Origin of the sequence: Olleya sp. AS48 (genome assembly GCF_038900355.1) — a bacterium.
Taxonomy (GTDB): Bacteria; Bacteroidota; Bacteroidia; order Flavobacteriales; family Flavobacteriaceae; genus Olleya.
In genome coordinates, this window is sequence record NZ_JBBMRD010000003.1 from 203,113 (window position 1) to 215,844 (window position 12,732).

The 12,732-nt window shown below is 32.9% G+C and carries 7 protein-coding genes; 4 read left to right on the forward strand and 3 right to left on the reverse strand.

The window, feature by feature from the left end; translation table 11 throughout:
* Nucleotides 1–68 precede the first annotated feature (68 nt).
* The 4 genes from WNY60_RS05985 to WNY60_RS06000 all read left to right on the forward strand — a co-directional run bounded on the left by WNY60_RS05985 (nucleotide 69) and on the right by WNY60_RS06000 (nucleotide 6,296).
* Complete coding sequence (locus WNY60_RS05985; protein ID WP_342861824.1) at nucleotides 69–2,234, forward strand: carboxy terminal-processing peptidase; 2,166 nt, start codon at nucleotides 69–71, stop codon at nucleotides 2,232–2,234.
* Nucleotides 2,235–2,299: 65 nt separating this feature from the next.
* Complete coding sequence (locus tag WNY60_RS05990; protein WP_342861825.1) at nucleotides 2,300–3,394, forward strand: ABC transporter permease; 1,095 nt, start codon at nucleotides 2,300–2,302, stop codon at nucleotides 3,392–3,394.
* A gap of 69 nt (nucleotides 3,395–3,463) precedes the next feature.
* A complete protein-coding gene (locus WNY60_RS05995; protein WP_145003719.1) occupies nucleotides 3,464–5,416 on the forward strand; it encodes a YgiQ family radical SAM protein in 1,953 nt (650 codons plus the stop codon).
* Nucleotides 5,417–5,489: 73 nt separating this feature from the next.
* Nucleotides 5,490–6,296 carry a tryptophan-rich sensory protein gene (locus tag WNY60_RS06000; protein ID WP_342861826.1) on the forward strand — a complete coding sequence of 269 codons (807 nt, stop codon included), beginning with the start codon at nucleotides 5,490–5,492 and terminating at the stop codon, nucleotides 6,294–6,296.
* A gap of 3 nt (nucleotides 6,297–6,299) precedes the next feature.
* Here the strand turns inward: WNY60_RS06000 and WNY60_RS06005 are convergent, their stop codons facing one another.
* Genes WNY60_RS06005 through polA form a run of 3 tightly spaced genes read right to left on the reverse strand, consistent with a single transcriptional unit; the run spans nucleotide 6,300 to nucleotide 12,674 of the window.
* Nucleotides 6,300–9,434 carry a DUF3427 domain-containing protein gene (locus WNY60_RS06005; RefSeq protein ID WP_342861827.1) on the reverse strand — a complete coding sequence of 1,045 codons (3,135 nt, stop codon included), beginning with the start codon at nucleotides 9,432–9,434 and terminating at the stop codon, nucleotides 6,300–6,302.
* A complete protein-coding gene (locus tag WNY60_RS06010) occupies nucleotides 9,431–9,817 on the reverse strand; it encodes a (deoxy)nucleoside triphosphate pyrophosphohydrolase (RefSeq protein ID WP_054852603.1) in 387 nt (128 codons plus the stop codon). Before WNY60_RS06010 ends, WNY60_RS06005 begins: the two co-directional genes overlap by 4 nt.
* A gap of 1 nt (nucleotide 9,818) precedes the next feature.
* Entirely contained in the window at nucleotides 9,819–12,674 is a 2,856-nt protein-coding gene (polA, locus tag WNY60_RS06015) for a DNA polymerase I (protein ID WP_342861829.1), read from the reverse strand.
* Nucleotides 12,675–12,732 lie beyond the last annotated feature (58 nt).

Consider the following 12,732-nt stretch of genomic DNA (forward strand, 5'->3'; position numbering starts at 1 on the left):
TAGATTTTATTGGCATGGTTTTTTCTTTACTTTAGTAGAAATTTCTCGAAAAAATTTAAACAGAACACATGAAAAGGAAATATAATATAATATTGCTAGTACTATTATTAGCATTTGGTTCTTGTAGTTTTACCACTAAAGTTGATGACGATCCAGATAAAGACAAACTTTTAATACAAATCATAACTTTAGCTTTAGACCAGTTACATTTTGAACCAAAAGAATTAAATGATGCTTTTTCTGCAGAAATTTATTCGGACTATTTAGAGTTGGTTGACCCTTTAAAACGTTACTTCTTGCAGTCAGATGTTGACGATTTTAAAAAGTTTGAAACCGAAATTGATGATCAGTTAAGAGCTTATGATATTTCATTTTTTAGTATGGTTTATGAGCGTTTAGTGCAACGTCAAGAAGAAGCTAAGTCTTATTATAAAGATATTTTAGCAAAGCCTTTTGATTTTAATCAAGACGAAGATTATAACACAGATTATAAAAACTTACCATACGCTAAAAACAAAAAAGGGTTAAAAGAGCGTTGGAGACAACAGTTAAAATTTAATACGTTGTCTAGTTACGATACTTTAATGGATGAGCAAAATGATACAGCCAAAGTAAAGGAAGACGAGGAAGGTACTGAAGCTATTGAAAAAGAGCCTGTAGTTAAAAAAACTATTACAGAGATTGAAGCAGAAGCTAGAGCTGAAACGTCTAAAGCTTTAGATAATTATTTTACTGATTATATCGAAGATATGGATCGTGAGGATTGGTTTGGTATGTATGTGAATACTATTGTAGAAGAGTTTGATCCACACACCTCTTATTTAGCACCAACAGATAAAGATAGATTTGATCAGCAAATGTCTGGTAAACTTGAAGGTATTGGAGCACGTTTACAGAAAAAAATGGACTACATCAAAATTGTAGAACTTATTTCTGGTGGACCAGCTTGGAGAGATGGAGAGATAGAAGTTGGTGATGTTATAATGAAAGTACGTCAGGACAAAGAAAAAGAAGCAATAAGCGTAGTTGGAATGCGTATCGATGATGCTATTAAATTAATTAAAGGACCTAAAGGGACTAAGGTTATTTTAACCATGAAAAAAGTGGATGGTACTATCCAAGATATTGCAGTGACTAGAGATTTAGTAGAGCTGGAAGAGACTTATGCTAAGTCTTCAATAGTTAAAAAAGACAATAAAAATTACGGAATAATAAATCTGCCTAAATTTTATGTAGATTTTGAAGATTACAATAACCGTAATGCTGCAACAGATATTAAATTAGAAATTGAGCGTTTAAAAGAAGCAGGTATTGAAGGTCTTGTTTTAGACCTACGTAATAATGGTGGAGGATCTTTAAGAACCGTTGTAGATATGGCTGGTTTATTTATTAAAGATGGACCAATTGTACAAGTTAGATCAACCGACGAGCCAAAAGAGGTGTTACGTGATACTGATAAATCCATTGTTTGGGATGGACCATTAGTAATTATGGTTAACGAGTTATCTGCATCTGCATCAGAGATTTTAGCTGCAGCAATGCAAGATTACAAACGTGCTATTATTATTGGTAGTAAGCAAACTTATGGTAAAGGAACAGTACAAAATGTATTAGACTTAAACCGTATGGTTCGTAATAGTTCTCACGGAGATTTAGGAGCCTTAAAATTAACGCGTCAAAAGTTTTACCGTATTAATGGTGGATCAACACAGTTAGAAGGTGTAAAAAGTGATGTTGTTGTTCCGGATCGTTACAGTTTTATTGACATAGGTGAGCGTGATCAAGAAAATCCATTAGCTTGGGATAAGATCACACCTGTAGATTTTGAAGTTTGGAATAGCTATTTTGACTACGATCGTACCATTGCTAATAGTAAAGAGCGTATGGCTAATAACGAGCAATTAAAGTTAATTGAAAATAGTGCTAAATGGGCTAAGACTAAAATGGATGATAACAGCTACTCGCTTAATTACGAAAAATATAGAGCAGAGTTAAAGTTAAATGAAGAAGAAGCAAAGCAGTTTGATGCGATTTCAGATTATAAAACTAATTTAACATTTGAGTCGTTACCATACGAGCAAAAAATGTTTGATCAAGACACAACCTTGCGTGATAAACGTAACAGATGGCATGAAAATTTAAGTAAAGATGTTTATGTTGAAGAAGCGCTTAACGTGCTAAACGACTTAAAAATGACTTACGAAATTAAAAAAGTAGCCACGATAAAAAATTAGTAGTTTTGTCATTCCTTTGATTTGTATATTTAGCATCGCAAAACTTAGGAATTGATAATTATAAAATGACAACAAAAACATACTCCTTATCACAATTAGCGCTTCAAAAGTTTAAAAAAAACTTTTGGGGCGTTTTTAGTTTGTGTTTTGTAGCATTAGTTGGTTTAGTATCTGTGTTTGCGTATTTATTTGCACCAGACAATTCTCAAAATGCCAATCAAATGCATGTGTCTATTCATTCTAAACCTCCAGGTTTTAATGTTAAGATGTTGACCATACCTTCTCAAATTAAAAACGAGCAATCACTTTTTCAAAAAGTGTTCTTCGGAATAAACAATACAGACTCCGAAATTCCTATTTCAAGTTATTCAATACATAATAACCAATTAACGTACACCGAGTTTGCTTCTGATGGTTTAGAAGGCGACACAAAAACAATCGATGCGTCTTATATCACTCAAAATTCACCGTCTCAATATATAAAAAACGTAACCTTCCATCTAGGAACCGATAAATATGGACGTGATTTATTAAGTCGTTTATTGGTTGGTGCACGTATTTCTTTTTTTATTGGCTTTGTAGCAGTATTTATATCTCTGGTAATTGGAATATTTATGGGTAGTGTTGCTGGATATTATGGAGGTAAAGTAGACGCTTTAATCATGTGGATTATAAATGTAACCTGGTCCATTCCAACGTTATTGTTGGTTATAGCAATTACTTTAGCCTTAGGTAAAGGGTTTTGGCAAGTATTTATAGCAGTAGGTTTAACCATGTGGGTAGAAGTCGCTAGAGTCGTTAGAGGACAACTTATTAGTGCAAAACAAATGCAATACGTGACAGCAGCTAGAGCTTTAGGATTTAACGATTTTAGGATAATAACAAAACACATATTGCCTAATATTATGGCTCCAGTGATTGTAATATGTGCAGCCAATTTTGCTGCAGCAATATTAATAGAGTCTGGACTTAGTTTTCTAGGTATTGGTGCACAACCACCTATGGCAAGTTGGGGAGCAATGATTAAGGATCATTACAACTATATTATTTTAGGTAAACCCTATCTAGCTATTTTACCAGGTTTATGCATCATGCTTTTAGTAATGGCTTTTATGCTAATTGGTAATGCATTACGCGATGCGTTAGATGTTAAAGTTTAGGCTTCTAGATTAACTATTCCCTTTAAAATAAATACATCACAGTCTTTTTTTATATACTTTTGCAACGTTATGCAAGAATTAAAATTATCAGATTGGTTACCTACCACTAACAAAGAGGTTAAGATACGTGGTTGGCAAGAGCTAGACGTCATACTTTTTAGTGGTGACGCCTACGTGGATCATCCTACGTTTGGTCCAGCAGTTATTGGACGTTTGCTAGAAAGTTTTGGCTTACGTGTCGCTATTGTACCACAACCTAATGTTAATGATAATCTTCAGGACTTTGTAAAATTAGGTAAACCAAGATTATTTTTTGGTGTTACAGGTGGTTGTATGGATCCCATGATTAGCAATTATAATGCTAATAAAAAGAAACGTGATAAGGATGCTTACACGCCAAATGGTGATATTGGATTTAGACCTGATTATGCATCGTCTGTATATTCTAAAATTTTAAAAGAAAAATGGCCAGATACTCCAGTGTTAATTGGTGGTATCGAAGGGTCTTTACGTCGTGTAACACACTACGATTATTGGAGTGATCAATTAATGCCAACAATTTTAGAAACTTCTAAAGCAGATATGTTGGTGTACGGAATGGGAGAACAACCCTTGCGAGAAATCATACGTTTGCTAGAAAAAGGCGTACCATTTAGTAGTATTAATACAGTTAATCAAACTGCTGTATTAATGAATAAAGACGAAAAAATACCTAAGAACAGTAATTGGGAAGATATTGAAATCGCTTCGCATGAAACCTGTTTAAAGGATAAGAAAAAATATGCATCTAATTTTAAGGTCATCGAGCAAGAGTCCAACAAATTAGCTGCAAGACGAATTTTCCAAAAAGTAGGAGATAAGGTGTTAATGATTAATCCACCATATCCAACAATGACCGAAGCAGAAATTGATGCGTCATTTGATTTACCATACACACGATTACCACATCCAAAGTATGATAAACGTGGACCAATTCCTGCGTTCGAGATGATTAAGTTTTCCATCAACATTCACAGAGGTTGTTTTGGTGGTTGTAGCTTTTGTACCATATCTGCGCATCAAGGAAAATTTATTGCCTCACGTAGTAAGGAATCTATTTTAAAAGAAGTTGATACTGTTGCAAATATGCCTGATTTTAAAGGGTATTTAAGTGATATTGGTGGACCAAGTGCAAATATGTATCAAATGAAGGGTAAAGTACAGTCTATTTGCGATAAATGTGTTGCACCAAGTTGTATTTCGCCAGTAATATGTAGTAATTTAGATACATCACATAAACCGTTAACCGAATTGTACCAAGCGGTTGATAGTCATCCAAAAGTTAAAAAATCATTTATAGGTTCTGGAATCCGACACGATATGTTAGTCCCAGAATTTAATAAAAATGCAGATCCAAAAGAGTTAGATGCTTATACGGAAGAAGTCATGACTAAGCACGTCTCTGGACGACTTAAAGTGGCTCCAGAGCATACTAGTGATCCTGTGTTAAAATTAATGCGTAAACCGTCGTTTAAATACTTCCATAAGTTTAAAGAGCGTTTTGATAAAATTAATATTGCCAAAGGATTAAAACTTCAATTAATACCTTACTTTATTTCTAATCATCCTGCTTGTGAGGTTGAAGACATGGCTAATCTAGCTGCCGAAACCAAAGACATGGGATTCCAGTTAGAGCAAGTACAAGGCTTTACACCAACACCAATGACTGTGGCTACTGTAATTTATTATAGTGGCTACCATCCTTACACGCTTAAAAAAGTAAATACACCAATTACTAGAAAAGAGAAAGACGAACAACACCGTTTTTTCTTTTGGTATAAAGACGAAAACAAAGCGTGGATCAAAAAGACCTTAAATAAATTAGGACGTCAAGACTTATTAGACGTGCTGTTACCTGGTAAAGAGGAGAAATGGCGAAAAAACAAACCTAAAGGTGAAGCTAAAAACACCTTTAATGACGCTGTTCCGTTTAATCAACGTAAGAATAAGGCTAAGTTTAAAAGCAAAAATAAACGTCGTTAAAAATTAGTAATCTATTAACTTTTTTTTGGTGTAGATTTTTTTCAAGATGTTTTAAATATAGTATATTATAACTATGAAAAAACAACTTCAAATAATCAATGGGATTGCTTTTGTCAGCGTGATTGTAATGAACTATTTATCCAATACTGGTTTATTAAATAACACGACTATTGGCGAAGTCTCTAAACAATACAATACCTTATTTACACCTGCAGGATATGCGTTTTCCATTTGGGGAATCATCTATTTGCTTTTAACAGGATTTATTGTTTATCAAGGACGCAGTCTATTTGTAAAAGTTAGAAACAACGATTTTATACTAACAACAGGTTGGTGGTTTGCTATCTCATGTATTGCTAATTGTGCTTGGATTGTCACCTGGATTTATGGTTATACTGTATTGTCCTCTGTATTTATTTTTATAATACTTGTCGCATTACTACAAATAGTCCTTAAAAATAAAATGGAATTGTTTGATGCACCAATCACTGTTATTGTTTTTTTATGGTGGCCATTTGTAATTTATAGTGGTTGGATTACAGTAGCAAGTATTGCCAATGTATCAGCAGTTTTAGTAAAATATAATTGGGATGGTTTTGGGTTATCACAAACCGTTTGGACCTTACTATTAATTGTGATAGCCACAGTAATAAACTTAATAGTTACCTGGACACGTAACATGCGCGAGTTTGCACTAGTTGGTGCTTGGGCTTTAATTGCTATTTACGTAGCTAATAACAACGCAAATACCACTGTAGCCTACACTGCAATAGTTGCTGCTTTAATTTTAATTGTAAGCAGCGCTGCACATGGCTTTAAAAACCGAAAAACAAATCCTGCTATTAAGTGTATGGAGTATTTTAGGGGTAGGAAAAATTAGGGTTTATCCAACAGAAAGTTTTGCAGCATCTTTCCATATATAATTTGGCATTGGTTCATTTAATTCCCAATTAATACTCATTGGTTTTGAACCGTAGTGGTCTTTTATATTTCCTTCTCCTATAAAAACATAACCTTTTGTATTTCCAAATTCATCTTTTGCTTTTTCGCGAACAAAAAGTAAAATTCGTTTATTGTCCTCTTGATGTTTTATGTAAGACAATCCTTTTCCTTTATCAGGTCTTGCAGAGTTTTGAGTTTGCCAATGAAATAGTAATTCATTTACAGCATAATCATCATACATTGTGGTTGGTGAAAAGTTTTCTTCGGACTTAATAAGGTTGATAAAAAGTAATTCGGTATTCAAATCTATATTCAATGCAGTTCCTTCTCTATTAGATGATTTTTTTGTGAAACTACTAAATTGGAAAGCAGTTAATATTTGGTCTCTTGTATAACGACTATGTAATTTTAATGGTTGTTCATATGGAAGTTTAATCGGTAATTCTTTGAAGTCTATATTATCAATTAAAAATTCTAGAATTTCCTTTATTTCTTCGACTAGAACAAGATTATTTCCAATTTGGAGAATACTTTTTTCTAAAGAATCGAAACCTTCTTCTTTCTGCCAAACATCGTAATGCAACATTAGAAGCATGGTTTTTTCATTTTCATTCAATTCTGAAATTGTCACCTTAAAATTCTGTTTTGCAATTTTTAAAATGAAAGAAAAATAACTGAGTGAATTTGTAGATAACCATTTGTTTGAAATAGCTGAAACAATAGCTTTCTCATTTTCAGAATTGAAGTTTTCTATTCTTCCTGCTAATTGACATAAACGCTTCCAGCTTTCTCTTTTGTATATTGATTGTAGAGGTATATTATAAAACGAGCAAAAGTTACCTATTGTTAATGGTAAATTAGTGTCGTTTTGATATTGCTGAATTCTTTGAATTAATTTGTTTTTATTTAATGATGTTGCAGCCGAAATATTTTTAAGAATTGTTTCTTTTGTCTTCTTCTCTAAAATGATTGAGCAACCCAAAGGAAGATGCGGGAAATCATCTTCGATTTCTTTTTTAACTGTTGTATTAGTTTTACCGATTAAAGCTCTAAACTTACTTTCAAAATTATATTCAGGTTTGGAATTTCCAACAAAATCTAAAACTGTTAAGCAATCTTTCTCTTCGTGAAGTCTCAGTCCTCTTCCAAGTTGTTGTAAAAAGACTGTCAAGCTTTCAGTTGGCCTTAAAAATAGAACAGTATCAATTTCAGGAATATCAATACCTTCATTAAACATATTGACTACAAATAGGTAATTAATTTCTTTTTTCTCAAGTTTCTGACGAATTTGAATTCTGTCTTTACTATTTATGCTTGTTAAATAATCGGCTTTTAATCCTGCTAATGTGAATTTTTCAGCCATAAATTTAGCATGTTCCATAGAAACACAGTATCCTAAAGACCTAACTTCATTTATATCTTTCGTGTATTTATCTAATGCGTCAATAATTTCTCTAACTCTTCTGTCATTTTCGGTATACAGATTAGTTAATTCACTTGCGACATATTTACCTCTAGCCCAACTTACATTTGTTAAATCTATACTATCTGTTATCCCGAAATATTGAAATGGACAAAGTAATTTTCGATTCATTGCTTCAGGTAGTCTAATTTCAGCAGCAATTTTATTATCAAAATCTTCTAAAATATCTCCACCATCCATTCGTTCAGGTGTAGCAGTTAAGCCTAGTAAAACCTTTGGTTTAAAATAGTCAATTATTTCTCTATAACTATTAGCGGTTTGGTGATGACATTCATCGATTATTATATAATCGTAATAATCGGGAGTTAAGTTATATTCTTTAAACTTGTTTTTGACAGATTGTACAGAAGCAAATACAAATTCAAAATTATCAGGAACCATTCCGTCAACCCATAATTCACCAATATTATTGTTTCTTAAAACACCTTGAAAAGTAGATAATGATTTTTGGATAATTTCTTTTCTATGTGCAAGGAATAGAAGTTTTGCAGACTTATTATTTTGTTTAAAACGTTTGTAATCAAACGCAGAAATAACTGTTTTTCCAGTTCCAGTTGCTGCTACTACAAGGTTTCTAAATCTTTTATGAACCGTTCTTTCTACTTCTAGTTTTTCTAATACCTCTTTTTGATAAGGAAAAGGTTTAATATCAAACAAAGCTGTAGCGTTTTCATAAGGTTTACTAAATTTACTTTGTTTTAAGGCATTTTGAAGTTTCTCTTTGTGTTTAGAATCATCAAATAATTCAAAATCATCACTCTTCCAATAAGAATCAAATGTCTTATTGAATTTATCGATTATGTGACTTACTTCTTTGGTTGTAACTTTTAAATTCCACTCTAAACCATCAGTCAAAGCAGACCTTGAAAAGTTAGAGGAACCAATGTATGCCGTATGAAATCCAGTATTTCTGTAAAAAAGATATGCTTTTGCATGTAACCTTTCATTACTTGTATTGTACGATATTTTAACTTCAGTATTTGGTAGTTTTGAAAGTAGTTGAATAGCTTTATAATCTGTTGCTCCAATATATGTCGTGGTAATTACTTTTAGTTTTCCACCACGTTCAGTAAATTCTCTTAACTCTTTTTCAAGAATAATGATGCCTTTAAATTTTATAAAAGAGACAAGAAGATATATTTCGTTAGACGAAAGAATCTCCTTTTTAAGCTCACTTTCTAGTGATAGACCACCATTTCCACCTGTAAATAATTCACTTTGTGTTAATCTTGTGTAAGGGGTTATTTCTTTTAATCTTAAATCTAAATTTGAAAAGTGCGCATCAGTTTTTGAAAATACTGCCTTTAAAATTTCACCTTCTACACTAACTAAATCATCATTAAATTCTTGTTTATTTAATTCGTCTTTAAGTAATTTAATTATTTTATTAGCTATTTCAATTTGTAATTCGGCTTTGCCTTTTATAAGTTGAAATGCATGTTTTAAAGTTTTAGCTAGATGTTTAGATAAAACACTTGAGGCTTCCTCTTTGTCAATTGAAGTTTTCTTTAGAAAGAATTTATCTTTATCAAGTTCATTTAATTTTTCAGATACTAATTGGGTTATTAATTCTTCGTAAATTCCTTGATTCATAGTGATAAATATTCTTTTAAAATAGGTAAATCTGCTTCAGCCCAATCTAAATTAATCAATTCTTCTTTATTAACTATAACAAAATCAGAATGTTCTTTGAGTATTAATTCTCCTGATAAATAATTGGCAGTAAAAGGAATCAATTCAATTTTAAAATCTAAATATTCATGAGTTACAGGAGTTAATTTTTCTTTGACTTTAATTTGGATATTTAATTCTTCGGATATTTCTCTTTTAATACAATCTATTTCTGTTTCTCCTTTTTCAATTTTTCCTCCTGCAAATTCCCATTTCAAAGGAAGTTTCATTGTTTCACTTCTTTGAACAGCTAAAACTTTATCGTCAAATTGAATGATTGCACAGGTTACAGAAATAGTTTTCATCTTAATGCGCCTCCAACCAATTCAAACCAGTATCTACCTCAACATCCAACGGAACCTCCATTTTAAAGGCATTTTCCATTTCGGTTTTAATTAAGGTTTTCATTTCTTCAAGTTCAGGTTTGTAGACATCAAAAACCAATTCATCATGTACTTGTAGTAGCATTTTGGTTTTATAATTACCAGCTTCTAGTTTGTTATAAATGTTAATCATGGCAATTTTAATAATATCTGCAGCACTACCTTGGATTGGTGCATTAACAGCATTACGCTCTGCTGCACCACGTACCACAGCATTACGACTATTTATATCTTTTAAGTAACGTCTACGATCTAAAATAGTTTTCACATATCCATGATCACGTGCATAATCTACTTGTGCACTCATGTATTTTTTAAGTTTAGGGTAGGTTTCGTAGTAGGTGTCAATTAACTCTTTGGCTTCACCACGCGATAAATCGGTTTGGTTACTTAACCCAAAAGCAGACACACCATAGATAATTCCAAAGTTTACGGTTTTAGCATTACTACGTTGCTCTCTAGTAACTTCGTTTAAAGGTACATTAAAGACTTTTGATGCTGTGGAAGCGTGAATATCCTCTCCATTTTTAAAAGCTTCAATCATGGTTTCTTCTTCACTTAACGCAGCAATAATACGTAATTCTATTTGGCTATAATCGGCAGCTAATAGTGTGTAGTCTTCATTACGTGGTACAAACGCTTTACGGACTTGACGTCCACGTGCTGTACGTATCGGAATATTCTGTAGGTTTGGATTATTGCTACTTAAACGTCCTGTGGCAGCAACGGTTTGCATATAATCTGTATGTACACGACCTGTTGCAGGCTCTACCTGAAGTGGTAACGCATCCACATAGGTACTTTTAAGTTTTGCTAAACCACGATAATCTAAAATATTGCGAATAATTTCATGATCCTTAGCTAGGTAAGACAGTATGTCTTCTCCTGTTGCATATTGACCTGTTTTTGTCTTTTTAGGTTTGTCAACCAATTTTAGTTTTTCAAACAAAATAATACCTAATTGTTTTGGTGAGGCAATATTAAACTCCTCTCCAGCAACCTCATATATTTTGCTTTCTAAAGTGTTGATATCGTTATTTAAATCGTCTGATAGGCTATTTAAAAAGTCAACATCCAAATTAATACCTTCCAATTCCATAGCAGCCAATACACGAAGTAAAGGCACCTCAATATCATCAAATAATTTTTGAGTGTTAGCTTCGCCTAATTCCTTTTCAAAATGTTCTTTTAATTGAAGCGTGATATCAGCATCCTCAACCGCATATTCCGTTTGTTTTTCCAACGGAACATCACGCATGGATAATTGATTTTTTCCTTTTTTACCAATCAATTCTGTGATAGTAATTGGTGTATAGTTTAAGTACGTTTCTGCCAAAACATCCATATTGTGACGCATGTCTGGATTAATTAAATAATGCGCTAACATGGTGTCAAATAATGGACCTTTGACTTGTACATTGTATTTGGCTAATACCTTAATATCGTATTTTAAATTTTGTCCAATTTTCTGAATGGTCTCACTTTCAAAAAATGGTCTAAGCGTTTCGATTAGTGTTTGTGCTTCGGTTTTGTCCTCCGGAAAGGGTAGGTAAAAGCCTTTACCAATTTCCCATGAAAATGAAATCCCAACCAACTCTGCAGTTAATGGATTTAAACCTGTGGTTTCGGTATCAAAACACACCGAAGTCTGTCTCATTAAGTTTTTGATAAATAATGTAGTTGCCATTCCTAAGGCTACACTTTGGTAAAAATGAGCAGTAGTTTCGGCAGTTTTTCGCGCTAAGCTATCTGTGTCAGAGATCGCTGTTGCGGAATTTGGGTCGCCTCCAAATAAATTAAATTGACCAGCTCCAGCACTTTCAGCTTCTTTTGGTGTCACTTTTGGTGTTGTTTTTTCCGAAGCGTTGTTGTTAGCAAGCGATGTGGCTTCTGCACCAGAAGTAAAGGTTTTTGTAAAATTATCTATTAGACGTCTAAATTCTAATTCTTGAAAAATGGCAGTCACTTTAGGAATATCTGGAGCGTCTAACTCAAAATCTTTAGCGTTAAATGTCACAGGAACGTCTAGCATGATGGTTGCTAGTTTTTTAGAAAGTAAACCTAACTCTTGGTTGGCTTCAATCTTTTCTTTCATTTTACCTTTAAGCTCGTGTGTGTTAGCAAAAAGGTTTTCCATGCTACCATATTGTGCTAAAAACTTTTTAGCGGTTTTTTCTCCAACACCAGGTAAACCAGGAATATTATCACTAGCGTCTCCCATCATTCCTAAAAAGTCAATGACTTGTAAAGGGTCTGTTACTTCAAATTTTTTCTGTACTTCTGGGATTCCCCAAGTTTCATAACCACCTCCAAACACTGGTCTGTACATAAAAATGTTTTCGCTAACTAATTGCGCAAAATCTTTATCAGGTGTTACCATAAAGGTTTGGTAGCCTTCTTTTTCGGCTTGTTTAGCTAAAGTCCCAATAACATCATCCGCTTCATAACCAGCTTTAACCATAATTGGAATATGCATGGCTTTTAAAATCTCCATGATATAAGGTACAGCAGTTTTAATACCTTCAGGCGTTTCGTCACGATTGGCTTTATAGGCTTCAAACATTTCAACTCTGTCAGCACTTCCGCCTTTATCAAAACAAACTGCTAAATGATCAGGACGCTCACGTTTTATAACATCTAATAACGAATTCATGAAACCCATAATAGCAGAGGTGTCTTCTCCTTTAGAGTTTATTCTTGGGTTTTTTATAAAGGCATAGTAACCTCTAAAAATTAAAGCGTAGGCATCGACTAAAAAGACGCGTTTATTGTCTGACATAATAGTAATTTTGATAGAATACCAAAACTACAAAACTTAACGCAGGTTTGCTTTAAAA

Coding starts and splice junctions, on each gene's coding strand:
- WNY60_RS05990 (WP_342861825.1), top strand. CDS start 2,300: ATGACAACAAAAACATACTCCTTATCACAATTAGCGCTTCAAAAGTTT.
- WNY60_RS05995 (WP_145003719.1), top strand. CDS start 3,464: ATGCAAGAATTAAAATTATCAGATTGGTTACCTACCACTAACAAAGAG.
- WNY60_RS06010 (WP_054852603.1), bottom strand. CDS start 9,817: ATGAAAACTATTTCTGTAACCTGTGCAATCATTCAATTTGACGATAAA.
- WNY60_RS06000 (WP_342861826.1), top strand. CDS start 5,490: ATGAAAAAACAACTTCAAATAATCAATGGGATTGCTTTTGTCAGCGTG.
- WNY60_RS06005 (WP_342861827.1), bottom strand. CDS start 9,434: ATGAATCAAGGAATTTACGAAGAATTAATAACCCAATTAGTATCTGAA.
- polA (WP_342861829.1), bottom strand. CDS start 12,674: ATGTCAGACAATAAACGCGTCTTTTTAGTCGATGCCTACGCTTTAATT.
- WNY60_RS05985 (WP_342861824.1), top strand. CDS start 69: ATGAAAAGGAAATATAATATAATATTGCTAGTACTATTATTAGCATTT.